This window comes from Leptospira meyeri (assembly GCF_004368965.1).
GTDB classification, from domain to species: domain Bacteria; phylum Spirochaetota; class Leptospiria; order Leptospirales; family Leptospiraceae; genus Leptospira_A; species Leptospira_A meyeri.
Genome location: NZ_SORO01000004.1, coordinates 206,497 through 223,108, shown reverse-complemented (window position 1 = coordinate 223,108; position 16,612 = coordinate 206,497). Strand labels below are relative to the sequence as shown.

At 38.0% G+C, this 16,612-nt stretch carries 16 protein-coding genes; 9 read left to right on the top strand and 7 right to left on the bottom strand.

Annotated features, from left to right (window positions below; translation table 11 throughout):
- The first annotated feature begins 26 nt into the window (after nucleotides 1–26).
- The 4 genes from CLV96_RS18655 to CLV96_RS18640 all read left to right on the top strand — a co-directional run bounded on the left by CLV96_RS18655 (nucleotide 27) and on the right by CLV96_RS18640 (nucleotide 4,625).
- Nucleotides 27–608 carry a TetR/AcrR family transcriptional regulator gene (locus CLV96_RS18655; RefSeq protein ID WP_231292535.1) on the top strand — a complete coding sequence of 194 codons (582 nt, stop codon included), beginning with the start codon at nucleotides 27–29 and terminating at the stop codon, nucleotides 606–608.
- A 76-nt stretch (nucleotides 609–684) separates the two neighbouring features.
- A complete protein-coding gene (locus tag CLV96_RS18650; RefSeq protein ID WP_004785311.1) occupies nucleotides 685–1,524 on the top strand; it encodes an SGNH/GDSL hydrolase family protein in 840 nt (279 codons plus the stop codon).
- 208 nt (nucleotides 1,525–1,732) lie between these two features.
- On the top strand, nucleotides 1,733–3,313 hold the full coding sequence (locus CLV96_RS18645) for a methyl-accepting chemotaxis protein (RefSeq protein WP_004784510.1): 1,581 nt from the start codon (nucleotides 1,733–1,735) through the stop codon (nucleotides 3,311–3,313).
- A gap of 115 nt (nucleotides 3,314–3,428) precedes the next feature.
- Nucleotides 3,429–4,625 carry a diguanylate cyclase gene (locus tag CLV96_RS18640; RefSeq protein WP_004785430.1) on the top strand — a complete coding sequence of 399 codons (1,197 nt, stop codon included), beginning with the start codon at nucleotides 3,429–3,431 and terminating at the stop codon, nucleotides 4,623–4,625.
- 19 nt (nucleotides 4,626–4,644) lie between these two features.
- On the opposite strand, the gene CLV96_RS18635 is transcribed toward CLV96_RS18640, so the two are convergent.
- Nucleotides 4,645–4,989, bottom strand: coding sequence for a rhodanese-like domain-containing protein (locus tag CLV96_RS18635; RefSeq protein ID WP_004786403.1), 345 nt, complete (start codon nucleotides 4,987–4,989; stop codon nucleotides 4,645–4,647).
- A gap of 146 nt (nucleotides 4,990–5,135) precedes the next feature.
- Here CLV96_RS18635 and CLV96_RS18630 point away from each other — a divergent pair, with 146 nt between their 5' ends.
- The 4 genes from CLV96_RS18630 to msrA are packed head-to-tail and all read left to right on the top strand — an operon-like array spanning nucleotide 5,136 to nucleotide 7,528.
- Entirely contained in the window at nucleotides 5,136–5,849 is a 714-nt protein-coding gene (locus CLV96_RS18630) for an MBL fold metallo-hydrolase (protein WP_004785980.1), read from the top strand.
- On the top strand, nucleotides 5,846–6,211 hold the full coding sequence (locus CLV96_RS18625) for a TSUP family transporter (protein ID WP_004786398.1): 366 nt from the start codon (nucleotides 5,846–5,848) through the stop codon (nucleotides 6,209–6,211). The genes CLV96_RS18630 and CLV96_RS18625 overlap by 4 nt, the downstream gene beginning before the upstream one ends.
- Before the next feature lie 54 nt (nucleotides 6,212–6,265).
- Nucleotides 6,266–6,793, top strand: coding sequence for a hypothetical protein (locus tag CLV96_RS18620; protein WP_004787256.1), 528 nt, complete (start codon nucleotides 6,266–6,268; stop codon nucleotides 6,791–6,793).
- A gap of 42 nt (nucleotides 6,794–6,835) precedes the next feature.
- Nucleotides 6,836–7,528, top strand: a complete 693-nt coding sequence (msrA, locus tag CLV96_RS18615) for a peptide-methionine (S)-S-oxide reductase MsrA (protein WP_004784560.1) — start codon at nucleotides 6,836–6,838, stop codon at nucleotides 7,526–7,528.
- Nucleotides 7,529–7,539: 11 nt separating this feature from the next.
- On the opposite strand, the gene CLV96_RS18610 is transcribed toward msrA, so the two are convergent.
- Nucleotides 7,540–9,060 carry an HDOD domain-containing protein gene (locus CLV96_RS18610; protein ID WP_004786652.1) on the bottom strand — a complete coding sequence of 507 codons (1,521 nt, stop codon included), beginning with the start codon at nucleotides 9,058–9,060 and terminating at the stop codon, nucleotides 7,540–7,542.
- Between the two features lie 197 nt (nucleotides 9,061–9,257).
- On the bottom strand, nucleotides 9,258–9,884 hold the full coding sequence (locus CLV96_RS18605) for a trimeric intracellular cation channel family protein (protein WP_004787610.1): 627 nt from the start codon (nucleotides 9,882–9,884) through the stop codon (nucleotides 9,258–9,260).
- 85 nt (nucleotides 9,885–9,969) lie between these two features.
- Here CLV96_RS18605 and CLV96_RS18600 point away from each other — a divergent pair, with 85 nt between their 5' ends.
- Nucleotides 9,970–13,065: a hypothetical protein gene (locus CLV96_RS18600; protein ID WP_004784956.1), complete on the top strand. Its 3,096-nt coding sequence runs from the start codon at nucleotides 9,970–9,972 to the stop codon at nucleotides 13,063–13,065.
- 8 nt (nucleotides 13,066–13,073) lie between these two features.
- Here the strand turns inward: CLV96_RS18600 and CLV96_RS18595 are convergent, their stop codons facing one another.
- From CLV96_RS18595 to CLV96_RS18580, 4 genes are read right to left on the bottom strand one after another with little or no spacing between them, the layout of a single operon-like run.
- Entirely contained in the window at nucleotides 13,074–14,114 is a 1,041-nt protein-coding gene (locus CLV96_RS18595; protein ID WP_004784328.1) for an SMP-30/gluconolactonase/LRE family protein, read from the bottom strand.
- The gene (locus CLV96_RS18590) at nucleotides 14,111–14,989 is read right to left on the bottom strand and encodes an acetyltransferase (protein ID WP_004786679.1); all 879 of its coding nucleotides are present in this window, start codon (nucleotides 14,987–14,989) and stop codon (nucleotides 14,111–14,113) included. Before CLV96_RS18590 ends, CLV96_RS18595 begins: the two co-directional genes overlap by 4 nt.
- Nucleotides 14,990–15,002: 13 nt before the next feature.
- Entirely contained in the window at nucleotides 15,003–16,235 is a 1,233-nt protein-coding gene (locus CLV96_RS18585; protein ID WP_004786207.1) for a PP2C family protein-serine/threonine phosphatase, read from the bottom strand.
- A gap of 11 nt (nucleotides 16,236–16,246) precedes the next feature.
- Complete coding sequence (locus CLV96_RS18580) at nucleotides 16,247–16,612, bottom strand: cupin domain-containing protein (RefSeq protein WP_004786742.1); 366 nt, start codon at nucleotides 16,610–16,612, stop codon at nucleotides 16,247–16,249.

Here is a 16,612-nt window from a genome sequence, read left to right as displayed (position 1 = left end):
ATTTGTTTATGGCTTTAAAAAAGAAAATGACTCCGAAAACTGCGGGTCGCCCCAGATCGGAAGACCTAGAACCCTTGGTCTTAAAAACAACATATGAAATGTTAGCAAAGAAAGGGTATCATGGTTTTTCCATAGATGATATTGTCCAAGAAACCGGAGTCGCCAAAACCACCATCTACCGACGATGGCCAAACAAAGCAAATTTAGCAATGAGCACAGTTACTCACATGATTTCACCCTATTTGGAATTCCCAAAAGAAGTTCCTTTTGAGAAAGCCCTCTTAGAACAAATGGAAGCTCTCTCCGGTGTATTTTCTGGCAAATTTGGAAGAGTGATCTCCACACTCATTGGTGCTGGACAACAAGACAGCGAACTTTCGGAATCGATTTTAGAAAATTATTTACTCCCTAGAAGAGAGGCAGCAAAACAATTCTTTCGATTTGCCATTACATCCAAACAGATTCAAGTTTTGTCAGACGAGGAAATTGATGTTTGTATGGACATTCTCTATGGATCCTTGTACTTTCGATTGTTATTAAAACATGAAAAACCGGAATTCCAAAACCTAAGGCCTTGGTTAGAAAGATTTTTACGAACTTTAAAGTAGTTTTGGTGTCTTTTTTTAGTTCGTTTTTCGAATTTTGCTTTTTTTCGTTTTCTTTGTTTGATTACGATTGAAAGTCATGAAACACCTAAAAAAACTTTGGATCCTTTTGTTTTTTGTCTTTGAATCCTGTGTCATTTTTCAAGCCACAAAAGTGCCGACAAACAATCTCAAGGCGGCACTTGAAACGAAACCAAACAAAAGTTCAAATATTGTTTTTCTAGGAGATAGCATCACTCATGGTCGAGTCAGTTATGATTATGTTGCTTCTATTGCAAAACATCCTTCTTTAGTGGATTACCAAGTCATCAACGAAGGAATTAATAGTCGTTTGACGGTACAAATTCTCGAACAACTTGATAATTTAAAACAGCTCAATCCAGATTTTGTTTTCCTTCTGATTGGAACCAACGATTTAAAAGCCACACTTTCGGAAGAGGAATACAATCGTTATGCTAATCTTTGGAAATTAAAAGATCCAGTAACAGAAGAAAGTTTTGTTCGCAACCTAACAAAAATCATTCAAACAATCCGAAAAGAAACTAAGGCCAAACTCATTGTTTTTTCCCCGCCCGTTTTGGGAGAGGACCCAAACTCCATTCCATTCCAAAGATCAAAACGATTCGCTGAACTCACAAAGGAAGTGGTGACCAAAGAAAAAGCAATTTACAAACCTCTTCATGAAACTTTAGCCAAAGGACTGGAGGAATCCAATCAGAGTCTTCGGAAACCTTATCGCCAAAGCACTTGGGGGATGTATTGGACAATTTTGAAATACTATTCCACGACTGCTAGTTGGGATGATTTAGGTGATTCTAATGGATATTATTATTTAACCGATGCCATTCATTTGAATGAACGTGGAGGAAAAATTCTAGAAGCCATGGCCTTAGAAGAAATTCTGATTGGGAAAAGATAATCTTCACATCATTAATTGATACTTAATCTCTTTCTAAGCAAACAGAGAAAGATCGTTCAAAATATTCGTGACTGCAAGTTTTTGAATCAGAATGAAAATATAGATTTTTTATCGTCAAAGAGAGTATAAATCTTGTTACAGTAGAACTGGATGTGTGGTGATTTCTACGGGAATCGCCACCTCGAACATTCAGTAAGGAGACTAGGGAATGTCCGCAGAAACAAACGAAATCAGCCTATTTGAAAGGACTCTCTTTCGAAAAGGGGTTTCACTCATTGTGTACACAAAGTACGGATTGAGTGCGGTGTTTCTTTTGGGAGTTGCTGCCAACGTTGCCACCAAAAGTTTTATACCAAATTTTATTGGTTCTCTTATCTTTTTACTGAATGGAATCATTCCAGGACATTATTTAAGGAAAGATAAAGAAATTAAAAAACCTTGGGCTTTCACCATTATCTTCATCGATCTACTCATTTTGGTTAGTTTCTTTTATTTGGACATTTATAATAATTATACAAAAGGTGATGCAAGTAATACAATCAATGCTGGTATCTTTTACATTATCTTTGTGTTCATTGCGATATATTCCAGTTTTCTTTTCGAATCTAAACTTGTGATGGTTGTTGGAATCATTTCCACTTGTCTTTACTTAGGTGGTATTTATTTATCGGCAAAACTAGGTGCGGCCCTTGTCGGCAAACCTAGTCCTGATATGTTAAGAGCCAACCATATCATCGTTGCCACAGAGGTGCAAAAAGTTATTTTTTTCTTTGGAGTTATTTTTAGTTTGCGGTTCGTGGTGGCACTGATCCGTGAGATGCAATCCGACCTCAAAACAAAACTCAAAGAAACTTTAGAAAAACAAAACTTTATTTCAAACAAATCCATCCAATTGGAACAATCAGCCAATACTTTGGCCGCTTCTGTCGATACACTACAATCCATGTCAGACGAACTACACAACCAGTCCCAAAACCAAGCAGCATCTGTGGAGGAAATCTCTGCTTCTGTAGAAGAACTTTCTTCGTCGGCAATTAGTTCTGCAAACTTGGTGGAAGACCAAGTGGCTCGTGTCAAAATTGTAGATCAAAACTTTTTATCTCTTCAAAATATTAGTGAAAATGTAAAAACCAAAACCACACAAATCGCAAAGGATGTAAGCCTCTCTGCTGATTTTAGCAAAAAAGTAAAAATTTCCTCTGAAGAACTCAATAGCATCTACTCAGAACTAAACCAAGCATTTTCCAAAGTAGAAGAAATCAACCAAATGATGTCAGAAATTGCCGACCAAACCAACTTGCTAGCGTTAAATGCATCTATTGAAGCAGCAAGGGCGGGAGAACATGGACGTGGATTTGCAGTCGTAGCACAAGAAGTTGCTAAACTTGCGGAACGTTCTCAATCCAATGCAGGTACCATTGCTAAAATTGTAAAAGATGCAGGCATCAAAATCAGTGAAGGAACAAGATATTCAAAAGAAGTAAAAACCCAGGTCGAGAGCCAGAACCAAGAATTACTTCGAATCGAAAGCGAAATTTTAAGTTTAGAAGGTCATGTCACGGAACAAGAAAACTTAAATTCACAACTGAGACTTACTTTTTCTGAATTACATGTCTTATCGGAACAAATTGGTGTGATTGCACAAGAACAGATGTCTGGCAGTAAAGAAATCAATCATGCGGTGACTGTCATCGACGAAACCACGCAAAAACTTGCAGATTCGGTCCAACTCCTTTATGAGGAGATCAATGCCATCCATACCCAGTCCAAACAGCTAACTTCAAACTAAGGGATTTCCCTCTATTCTGAACAAAGTTTTAGAGATAAAACCTGTCTTTACAACAGGTGCCTTTTCTAAAACTTTGGGTAATCGTAGGAAATAAATTGATAACCTTTAGCGTGCTATGTTAAAACCCAATGCAACGAACCGCCCCGGTCAAAGAATCGAAGATACCATCATGGCCATTTTGGAAGAAAATCCAAATCATGAAGAGTTTCTATTCCAAAAAATCAAAGACCTTACTGCGTATCATTTAGAAGATTCACAAATTTATTCTGCGATTTTAAAAGTTCTGACATCACTGGAAATTCCGGAAAATGAGTCTGAATCCATTTGGTCAGAAATCATCCAAAACCAGACAAAACTCAATCAATGTATGGGCCGCCAAGTGGGTTTTCGCGTTGCTTTATTTGATTATTTTACCAACATCAATCCAAAAATCAAAAATCCTAAAACGATAGAGATGAAACTCTTTGCTGATACCGAAAAACTGATATTAGTTGATGAGCTAACGAGATTATACAATCGTAGGCATTTCGAAACCTCACTCATTCGCGAATTCAAACAATCAACTAGATACAACCAAAACCTTACACTTCTCATCATTGACATTGATGATTTCAAAAAAATCAATGATACCTATGGTCATACCACAGGTGATGAGATTTTAGCAAAGGTTGCAAAACAGATCACATCTTGTTTACGAATGGAAGACACAGCTTGTCGCATTGGTGGGGAAGAGTTTGCTGTGATTTTTCCACAAACAAATGAAGAACAAGCACTCATTGCATCAGAAAAACTTTTGGAAGCTTGCCGCACCATCCAATTAAGCGGGAAGTCTGTGACACTCAGTGGAGGGATTGTATCTTATCCTGAAAAAGTCAAAACTTGCGAAGAGATGTATGACTTAGCAGACCGGGCCCTGTATACTGCCAAATATTCCGGCAAAAATCAAATTGTGGCTTATTCCAATGAAAAAAGAAGTAGTTTGCGTTTTGATGCCAACCTTGAACTTCTTTTTATCCTACCAGATAAAACTCTCAAAACCATTTCTAAAAATATTTCTGTGACAGGAATCGCCTTTGATACGGAAGATGACATCATGTTAAACGAATCTTTCGATGTCAAACTTCGTGAATCAGATACAAACCAAGAAATCAATGCAAAGATCAAAGTAGTCAGAAAAGAGGAATTTGGCTTTCATAAATACCATATGGGAGCTGAATTTTTGGAACTTTCACTCGAAGACCAAAGCAGACTTTCTGACTTGTATACTTTACACCGATATAAATCAAAAATTCCTACCGGTGCAGTATCGTAATAATCAAATCGATAGCAGTCTATGGCATATCAGAAAGACCACCTGCATTTAAAACAGAGGAATATCCACTAGATTGTAAGATTTGTTTTGCTCTTTCGCTCCTTGCGCCAGATCGACAATAAACAATGATTTTTGCTCCTTTGTCTTTTAATCGATTGATTTGGTTCGGAAGAACATCCACAGGAATATTCATCGCACCAGCATAATGACCTTCCGCAAATTCTGACTGGGTTCGCACATCAACAACAACAGCCCCATCTTGAATCCATTGTTTTACCATATCTTTTTCTCCTTTGGATTGGATGCGTTTTACAAAAACAAAAAGGAATCCAACGATGACTCCGAAAATTAGGAAAGATTTCATACTTTCTCCTTTTTCCCCAATTTCTAGTTGCCGAATTTTTCGTCAACAGAATCTATATACTATAGGGGGTATGGTATTAAAACCATTCCAATCCCTAAATTTTGGGAATCCACTGTATTTGTACCAAAAGGAGAGATGTTTCTAATATGATAACCAATACAAAAGAAAATTTAGAAATCCGGCCACTTTATGATTTAGAATCAGGGACTTGGACTTACCTAATCCTCGATCAAAAATCCAAACAATCCGTTCTTGTTGATCCTGTACTGGAACGATTAGAAAGAGATCTAAACTATATCCAGGAACTTGGGTATAGTTTATCACTTACTGTAGAAACACATATGCATGCAGATCATATCACCTCTGCGGGGAATTTGAGGGACAAAACCAATTGTGAATCTTATGCTTCAGAAAACTCTGGTGCCGTTTGCGCCTCAAAATTTTTAAAAGATGGAGATTCATTTTATGTTGGGAATCTCAAGTTTTTAGTCATTCATACACCCGGTCATACACCTTGTTCCATATCTCTTTTGTTAAATGGATTGTATCTCTTTTCTGGAGATGCACTTTTTGTTCGTGGTTGCGGGCGAACCGACTTCCAAGGTGGGAGTGCTGATGAATTGTACAACTCTATCACAAAAAAACTTTTTTCCTTACCAGATGAAACAATCGTTCTACCCGGACATGATTACAAAGGATTTCTTTCCACAACCATTGGTGAGGAAAAACTATTGAATCCTAGAATCGCCGGGAAATCTCTCCAAGAGTTTAAAGAAATTATGGAAAATTTGAACCTCCCTGAACCAAAAAAAATTCATGAAGCAGTGCCTGCCAATCGTGCCTGTGGGAAAGTATCATGAGCTTAGGAATTTTATTTTTATTGTTAGGTGTAGGTGCAGGAATTCTTGGTGGGCTTGTGGGAATTGGAGGCGGAATCCTCCTTGTCCCGGCACTTGTTTATTTTTTTGACTTTAATCAAAAACTAGCACAAGGAACCACTCTGGCTGCTATGGTTCCCCCCATTGGAATTGTTGCAGCTTATATTTATTATACGCGAGGAGAAACCAATCTCTTTGCTGCAGCTTTTATCAGTGCAGGATTTATTCTCGGAAGTATTTTTGGCGCAGGGATGGCAGCCAAAATTGATACCACCACTCTGTCTCGATTTTTTGGAATCTTTACCGTAATCGTTGGCCTTAAAATGATTTTTTTTCCGAAATAAGAATGAAATAAATTTTTCCTTGCAGGAACACTGGTTTTCAGTTTCCATTCACTCGTGTTCGGTTTTTATCTCACATTCTTTTGGATTCTCATCTCCTTTTTTTCCGCTAACTTTTCTTGGCCGACAGGACTCATTGCTCCGCTCCAATTCCTTTTTTGGTGGAACCTTGTGTTCTCTTCCTTTTGGTTACTCCTAATCTTTATTGTGGTCTTTGGGCTCTTGGGTTTTTTACTTCGAATTCCAGTTGTAGGGATTTTATTGCAGGGCATTCGAAACCAAATCACAGAAATTGGTTGGTATCATTTCCTCATCAACCGAACTACTGTTTGGTTACTGAGTCAGACACTCATACTTTCCGGTTCCTTCGTTTTTGGATATGGTGGTCATTCTGAAACCTGGATTTATACTCTTTCCCTTTCCGTGACCATTTTTGGTTACTTTATCAAACAAAATTTTTACAAACCAATGGCAAGTTTTTCCGGGTCAAAAGGTATCTTCGTATACCAAAGTGGCGGAATCCCCAGAAGGTCAAATCCCAACCAAACCCCATTTCCAGAAGAAAAAGACGTCACTCCTCCATAACTTTTTCTTCTGATTCTTAAATGATTGGCAATCTAATATGGTATGCAATCAGTTACAAAAATATTTCGGACCCTACCTCTTTCGATTTTGGCATTTGTCTTTTTGTTTGCCTTTCTTCAACTCCATTGCCAACTTTTTTCTGACAAAACAACAGAGATCCAAAAACTAGCTTTACAGCCAAAAGAAGGTCAAAAAATTGCAGCCTTTGCGGAAGGTTGTTTTTGGTGTTCAGAACATATTTTTGAATCTATTCCCGGTGTCACAGAAGTGATCTCGGGTTATGCCGGTGGACACACAAAAAACCCTAATTATGAATTAGTAAACACCGAAACCACAGGACACGCCGAAACAGTCCTTGTATATTATGATCCATCTAAGATCGATTATGCGGAATTATGCAGAATCTTTTTTCTTTCACACGATCCCACTACTTTTAATCGACAGGGACCAGATGAAGGGTCTTCTTACCGATCGATTTTATTCTACTCTTCAGATTTGGAATTAAAAATAGCAAAATCGATTCAAAAGGAAATAGAGAAAAAACAAATTTGGAAAAATCCAATTGTCACTGAATACCAAGAACTAAAAGAATTTTACCAGGCAGAACTGTATCACCAAAATTTTATCAAATCAAACCCAAACCAATCTTATGTTCAGGCGGTCTCCATTCCAAGATACCAAGAATTCCAATCCAGGTACAATCTATATAGAAAATCAAAGAATGGATTAAAATGATCTAAAGATTCTTAATAAGATAAAAACTGTTCTCTAATTTTTGTCCGAAAAGAATCAAATTCAGATTTAGATTGAAACTTACAAAGTTTGAGAATCTCAGCTGGAATCTCCGATGATTTTGCTTCTTTTGCATTGATGGAAATCATCATATCACTCAAATAAATGGGAAATACAATATCTGCATAAACATCGTCTGCAAGCAGAGGGCGATGGTGAAATTCCATTGCTTTTGTATAAAGAATTGGGAAATTCCATTTTTCGCCAACCATTGCACCTAACTTTGAATGTGTGATACCAATGGCAGATTCTTCCATACTGATAGTAGATGCAATTTCTCTCGAATTGGAATAGGTTTTAATTTTTGACATATGTTGTTTGTCGAAAGATAAAAGCAAAATTTCCCCTATATCATGTAAAAGCGATGCCGCAATCAAATTGCTAAGGTCTGCTTTGTTCATACCCATTTTTTGCCCAATTGCTTTACAATAAAAAGCAGATTCGTTTGATTTTTCCCAAATTGCGGTAAATGCAGGGAACTTATCCTCTAACATTTGTTTTGTTCCCAAACTATAAAGCAATGTTTGTAGTTCTTTTAGTCCAATGAGTTGGATTGCGCGATCTAAACTTTCAACTCTTCCCCCGCGACGAAATGCAGCCGAATTCGAAAGTTTTAAAATATTGGCAGAAAGTGCGATGTCTTTTTTAATCATCTCCGCAATCGTTCCAATACTTGAGTTTGGTTTATCAATGGCTTCCTGGATATCCTTAATTGCTTTCGGGAAAGTAGGGAGATTATCAATTTGTGAAACTATATTGTCTATTTTTTCCAACTGTTGGTTTTCTTTGGAAACTTTAGACGGGATATCAATCATAAAAACTGTTTTGTTTTCGCTTGACTCAAATTTAAATGCTGAGTCACCCAATCCGTCATTACGTAACATCATAAGTGTCATAATCAATCCAAGACCAGCACCTTCCTGTTCGTTTGACATGTCCACGAAAGCATCAGCCAAATCGTTATATGTTTTTGCCTTATCGATTCTTTCTTTGATTCTTGCTGATTCTGCTGGAGTGAGCTGTACATTATTCATGATCCGAATACGCATCAAACTCTTGTTATGTATAAAGGAAACGAAAACACCAAAATTATTTCTTTGAAGAGAGTCTTCAATGATTTCTCGATTTTCTAGATATGTTTTTTTAAATTCGGCAATACCAGCTTCATATTCATTTTGATCTTCGATATTACTTGCCCTATTTTTAAAAAACACACGTTTTGCATTTGCCTTAATTGCGTTAGTCACGGTTTCTTTCATTGCGGCTAAAACAGAATCTCTAACAATGATTAGATCAAGTTGTAACAAAAATCGATCTAACACTTGAAATAAAGTATTCTCTACTTCATCTGTAATTTGAAAAAACTTAAAGTGAAATGGGGCATTTTCTACAATGGGATGATTGATATCATCAATATTCGAATGAAGACCTAAGTCTTGTTTGTATTCTAATGTGACAGCCTTTGGACTTGCCATAATACCTCAAATGGTGAAGGAGTATCGGAAGGGAATTCCCTAAGTCATTATGAATGACGACATTCCAACTCCATTGAAAGGAAATATTTTGCTAGCGCAAGCGTTTAACAATAAAATAGCGAAACCTTAAAATTCTTGCGGTAAGTACGAAAACAAAGATGTGTTTAATCCGTTATTTTACTACGTTTGCGTACTAATTAATCAAATATTTTGATCTTAGGAAGACCCAAATTATAACGAACAGCTACGACTCTGATTCCAACAACGACTGTTGCGGAGATTACTAAATTCCAATTGGCATCTAAATTCCATTCATTTAAAACGATATACAAAACAGATCCCACCAAACAAGCAGTAGCGTATATTTCTTTCCGAAAAATAAATGGGACTTCATTCATCAGTGTGTCTCGAATGACTCCTCCGAAAATAGCAGAAATCATTCCAAGAAGTGCGGAGGCAAAAAAATTAACACCGTGGTCTAAAGCAATTCTTGTTCCGAGGACTGTATAAATTCCAATCCCTAAAGTATCGAATAAAAACAATTCATCTCTTAATTTTGCCAAAATCCCTGGCAAAAGGATCACTAGTAAAAAGCCAACAAATATGGCCCAAAGGATATTCTCATCCCTTACCCATGAAACTGGATAATTTCCTAAAGTGATGTCTCTTAAAGTTCCTCCACCGATGGCAGTGATGAATCCAGTAAAAAATACGCTGAATAAATCATGGTGATGGTCTTTATGCTCCAGAGCAGCCAGTGCCCCAGATATAGTAAATACCATGATTCCAGAAAGCCCGATGTAATAAGAAAAACTAAAATCCACAGTTTTTATCCTACTTTTAGCAAATTAGACGGAAACAAAATGACAATGTTTCCACCCTTCAATTGTTGTATAGAATAGAGAAATGATGTCGCCTGCCAAATTTTTTAGGACCGCAGTCCTTGTTCCCATATTTTTATTCCAGGCATGTATTCCCAGTTTGTCCAAGGGACTGATGCAATCAGTAAGCGATTTCTTACAATTAAGAAGTTTAGTCAATACAGGACCTTACAAAATTTCTTTCACTGTGTCTGGCCTCCTTGGCTCAGGACTTGTGATCGGACTTAACTCAGGAACCGAAACAATCAATGTCAATGCTGATGGCAATTTTGAATTTACAACGACTCTCACTACAGGAAGTACCTTTAACGTTTCCATCAAAACACAACCAACTCTCCCCACACAAGTTTGTTCCGTAAGTGGTGGAATGGGAGTTGTCGGTTTTGGCAATGTTACTTCTATCATGATCAATTGTGATCCTTTGAAATACACAATTGGGGGAACCATTACCGGTTTGGATGGAATCACTGGCCTCGTATTAACCAACTCGGTTGATGGTTCTACTCTCAATGTTGCCGTAGCTTCTGGTACTTTTGCATTTACCCAAACATATTTAGATGGAACGACTTATAATGTTTCCGTCACTACACAACCAAACCATCCAGTACAAAATTGTTTAACCACAAACGGAGCAGGCGCCATCGCCGGAGCTAACGTTACCAATATCACAATCGCTTGTACCTCGATTGCCTTTCCCATTGAAGTCACGGCAGTTGGGATTGCCTCAGGTACTTTGACAATTCGTAATAATAATTCTGAATATCTATCCATATCCGCAAACGGACTCCACCGATTCCCAACCAATATTGTGACAAACAATAGTTATAGCCTTCAAATTGTTTCAACACCGGCAGGGCACCAATGCACTCTCTCTTCAACAACAGGAGTAGTTACTGGAAACATAGCCATAACGGCAAATTGTTTTAGTGTACTAAGTATCGGACCTTCGAATGGAGGAGTTCTCAAACCTCTTGAAAGCATTAAGTTACAATTTTCAGACGAAATTAATGCGGGTAGCTGTACAGGTTCCACGGGCACTCTCAATACCAATTTAAGTTTGGCGATTCAATTTACTGTCTCAACGACAAATTTCGCAAATGATACACTCACCGTTACCCCCGCTGCTACTGACTCTTGGATGAGTGGACATAAGACCTTAACTCTAAATTGTAATAGCGTTGGCGGATACCCACTTTCCTCTACTGTGAATATACTGTATCTGATTCCTTCCAATCTAAGATATGTAGCCGACAATCCGTTGGGGGTCGATGCAAATGATGGACTCACTCCGCTCACACCGAAACGGAATATTCAATTAGCAATCAATAGTTTCGGAGGATGCCCTGCTGGTGATTGTGCTGTCCTTGTTGAAGGTGGATCCTACGATCCTGCGTTTGTTGGCGGAACAATTCAACTTGTATCAGGAATTTCACTTTACGGAGGTTATGTGCCTGGGTCTGGTTTTACAACTTGGGACCCAAATTCTCATTCCTCTGTGATTCTAATGGATACAACTCCTGCCGGCTGTGCAGTTGCGACAGCGACATCACCTTGTGCTTCTATCACTGGAGATACAACCGTCACAAACAATGTAACTATTTCCGGATTCACAATCAAGGGAGGGCCTGACACCGCTCCCTATATGGCTGGTGTTTTTTTAGATTCCACTAACAACGTCAGGTTGATTAATAACATCATTTCGGCAGGTTATGGAATCAATGGTAGCTATGGAGTTTTAGCCATTAATAGTAATCCATATTTGATCTTAAATACAATTGATGGAGGAGAATGTACGACTGCAAACTGTTCGGCGATTGGTTTGTCGATGGCTTCCACTTCCCCCATTTCACCAATTCTTCTGACAAATTCTATTTCAGGTGGAAGCTCTGCGATAATTTCTGCAAATTCTAAAGGAATCCAATTTTCAGGAACTTCCACAATCACTGTATCAAATATCCGTGGAAATGAAATCGCAAGTAAAGATTTAGATACGAGTGCTGGTGCAACTACCTTAAGCGTTGCTTTTGATGTAACTTCAGGAGCTAGCGCTGGTTCCAATGGAACGTTAGCAGGAAACCTTATCACCGCTGGGAAGGGAATTCAATCGGTCGGTATGCGAATCCAAGTGGCTTCTGCAATCGAAATTGGTTCCCCTACACAAGGCAATATCATCATCTCTGGAAATGGAGTGACAAACACACACGGAATTTATCTTTCGGCAGGTGGGCATGTAGTTCGAAGAAATCTAATTAATATTGGAAAAGCCGATAATCTTACGGGAAATTCACAAGCTTCAGGGATCTATGTGACTGGAGGTGGGACATCGACCATAGAGAACAATACGATAGAAGGTGGAAAGGTAACTTCATCGTCGTCTGCTACCTTATATGGAATTAAACTCAATAGCCCAACGGCAACTTCTCGAATTGCGGGTAATTACATTCGACTTGGAACTTCAACTGGTGTAACCACGTCGACAACAACAGCGGGAATCAATCTAGATACTCCCTCCAACGCACTGATTGCCAATAATTGGATTCAGAATGGCCCCGATCTAAGTAGTTATAATTCATTTGGGATCGAAGTGGTAGCCTCTTTTTCTGGGCTAAGGATCTATCATAATTCAATTTCTGGCGGAGCCACGTCAGTTGCTGGCAAGGGAACACCTATATTTTTAAAAACACCTACAAACTCTGCTGACATTCAAAATAATATTTTATTACTTACAAACGATATAAGTGGAAATGCCTGTATCATCAATTCGGGACCCGGTATCCAGACTGCCATGAAATACAATGTATTTCATCACTGCAACGAGTTGGTTTCCCAAAACGGCACTAGTTATACGGAACTTTGCGGCGGAGGAATTCCAAGTACGGCGACTTGTGTTTCACCAATTGGAATTCTTGGAAACTTTGGGAATAATTTAAAACTAGACCCTAAATTTGTTTCCGATTTTGGAACAATAGCAGTATATACCCCAACATCTGCAACATCCTGTTTGATAACAAGGTCACCAAACCTTCTCATAGCAGATAGTATTAACGGAAACGGAACAAGGCCAGGTGGGGATGGAGCCGTGAGCCTTGGGGCAGTTGAATACGAATTCCCTTGTACGCCTTAACATTTTGGTTAAGGCAGAACGTAAATCCCAACACGATCGTTGTAGAGACTTCCAATATACAACTGTCGTTTCTTTTCTAAAACACTTGTGACTTCTTTTAGGTGTTCACCACCGGGATCTTGTAAAGTCATCAGCACCTTTCCATTCCCATCAATTTTCATTGCATATCCAAAAGGTTCTGGTTTAGGCCAAAGGAATTTTGGAAGAAAAGAAATCATTCTTTTGACGACTGGGGATGGGTGCATATTGTCCATTCGGTCATTTCTTACAGTAAACAATGCCACCCAAAATTCACCATTTTCATTTCTTGTGATATTGTCCGGAAATCCTGGCAGATTTTCGATCACTGTTTCTTTAGTTCCTTTTTTTGGTCCTTTTAACCAAAGTTTTGTGACTCTATATCGATAAGTTTCATTTACTAGAAGAAAGTCTTCCGTTTTAGACAAAGCAATCCCATTAGCAAAGTACAATTCGTCCGCAAGTAACAACGTTTCTTTGGTTTTGGGATCATAAACAAAAACTCTCCCGTAAGGTCTTGCTTCTAAAAGATCATAAAGATATTCTTTTTGTTCATAGATTGATGCATCAGAAAAATAGATTTTTCCATCTTTTGCTATATCTAAATCATCAGTGAATTTAAAAGGTTTTCCTTTGTATTCCGAAACTAGAACTGTTATTTTTCCAGATTTATCTAAAGAAAGTAAACCTCTGTAAGCATCTGCGATAATAAGGTTCCCTTGATTATCAAACTGAATCCCAAGCGGTCTCCCTTCTGTATAGGCGATGGGTTTTATTTCTCCCTTCAGAGTGATTCGGATGATTCGACCATCTTTGTCTCCCCCATATATATTTCCATCTGCATCCACTTCCAAAGATTCCAAACCCTTTACCTTTCCAATGGCAAGTAATATGGACTTTTGTAATTCTGTATTTGGCGCGTATATCCCAACTGACTCTGGTTTGGCGGGAGGTTCATAAGCGACCGGAGCAAATGTTCTACAAGAAACAAAAAATGAGAAAACAAGTAGATTTGTGAGTGAGTATTTCATTTTGGTTGTTTCTCCTTTGTGATTAAATCATCTTTTAAAGCCCAACGTTCATCAACCCAACGTTTCATTTTTTTTGACATTGGTGCAAACTGTTCATTCTCTTCTATTGGCACAAGAGGAGCTGGGATCACTTCCACAAACACCTTTAGCTTTCGAATTTTACCGCGCATCAAATCTAAAAAACTTGGATTTTCTGTTGGATAAACAATCGTTAAATCGATAAAAGCATCAAGCGAATTTCTTAAAGCAGTGGACACAACAGAAATTCCCCCACTATGGGGACGTAGTAAATTTTTGTAGGGATTTTTCTTTAGTAATTTTTGAACTCTTTCTGGTGTTCTTCGGTGCCCTTCAAGAAAATTTAAAATTGAAAAAGGCATACCGGCAAACTTCTCACAAACTTTTTTGACATTCTCCAAATCCTTGGTTGCAAGTTCTGGATTTTTTTTCAATTGTTCTCGACTACTTCTTTTGACAAAAGGGAAATCCAATGCAAGCCAAGCATGCCCGAGAATAGGGACATACTTTAATGAATCCTTAATAAAAAACCGGATCAGTGGAATTTTACGATTTAAAACTGACTGGATGATATAAATATCAGACCAAGATTGGTGGTTACAAATAATCATATAACTTCCGTCTTGTTTTAAGTTTTTATACCCTTCGCCGATTACTTCAAATTGTACTCCATATAACATTCTTGAAATTCGATAGTTGTTTTCGATCCATGCCTCTCCTACCTTTAAAAGCAAACGATCACCAAATCTCCTCAATGACCCGGTTGTCACCAACTTCCAGATATAAAGTGGATACATAGTTGGTATGATCGACAATAAATTCAAAAGAAACAAAATATAAGCAATGATTAATCCCAAAATTAACTCCTATTCAACACTTGGTTCCGATACCGAGAATCGTTACATCATCCATCATGGAGGTATTGCCCCGAAACGAATGAAAATCATCCATTAACAAATTGATTGTATCTGATAGATTTAAATCCAAACTCTTAGCAGATTCAAAACTGGAAAGCAATTTGGCCTCTCCCAGGAGAATTCCATCTGCATTTTCCTGCTCTAGATACCCGTCAGAAATCATAAACAAACGATCCCCTAATCCAAAAGACATAGAATGATTGGTATACTCGACGTCTTTTTCCAATCCCAACATCACTCCCGATTCTGTAAGTGGAATGAATTGGTCTTTTGTGACGATATACGGTTCATTGTGACCGGCAGACGAATAGGTTAAACTGTTTTCCTCTAAATTCAAATCAACGATGACTGCAGTGAATTGATTGGTTTTTTTTCCATAACTCTCAATAAAAATTTGGTTCAAAGCATATAGAACATCTGCCGGGTTTGGTGCATTACGTTTGATATGATCGTATTCAGCTTTGATCGCCATCGTTATCAGTGCTGCCTGAACACCATGTCCAATGGCATCTGCTAAAAATAATCGTATCTTTGATTTTTCTAAACGAATGACATCAAATATATCTCCACCTACTTCTGCCATTGGCTCGAATGAAGATCCAAAGTCCAAATGTGCCACATACCGAAGTCCAAGTGGTAAAATATTCCTTTGAATGGTTTTTGCAGTTTCTAAGTCTTCCTGAATGATTTTTAAAGTTTGGGTTAACTTTGCAGTCCGTTCTTTTACCATCTCTTCGAGAGTTTCATTCTGACGACGGAGTTCCTTGTTCTTCTGAATCAAAACTTGATTTTCTCTTTGTTCGGCGTTTCGAATTCTTGCCGTTAATAATTTCAACAGAGTCAAAGTCAATTCTGGACTTGATTGTAATAAACGATGAAAATCTTCACTCGTCAGCTCATAAAGAACCAAGTTTTCTTTTGCTGTTATATTTACTGTGCGAGGAGCAGAATCAATGAGAGCAATTTCACCAAAATAATCACCAGTGGAAAGATCACCAATCACGAGTATTTCTTGTTTACTCTCGTCTAAATATTTCCAAACCTCAACTCTACCCGATTCAATAAAATAAAACGAACCACCTAACGAGTATTGTTGGATGACAAGCGAACCTTTGGGAAATTGAACTTTTTTCATTTCCTTCTTAAGGAAACTTAAATCAGCCGTTGGTTTCTCCTCAATACCCATACATTGTAACCTTAGACTTCAGGTTCCCGATTGACCAAATCTAAAGAAAAAGCAGGTTTACAAACAGACCAATATTCTGCATCGGCTGAAAAAGGATTAGAATATCTTACCCTTGTTCCTTTCTCAATGAACAATGATTCACCGGCAGATAAAATTACAATCGTTCCATCCACTTCTACTTGTTTTTGACCTCGAACCATAAGAGTCCATTCATCAAAGTTAGGTGTTTGAAACGGCTCTCCCCAACCTGGTGGAGCAATCATATGAGCGACAGAAATTTCAGAATTCCCGGTAGAGGGAATTCCAAAATGTTCTTCAATGGTTTTGCCACCAGGAACAGGGATTTGAATAGGATTTTTTTGGTGTTTGAAACCCAT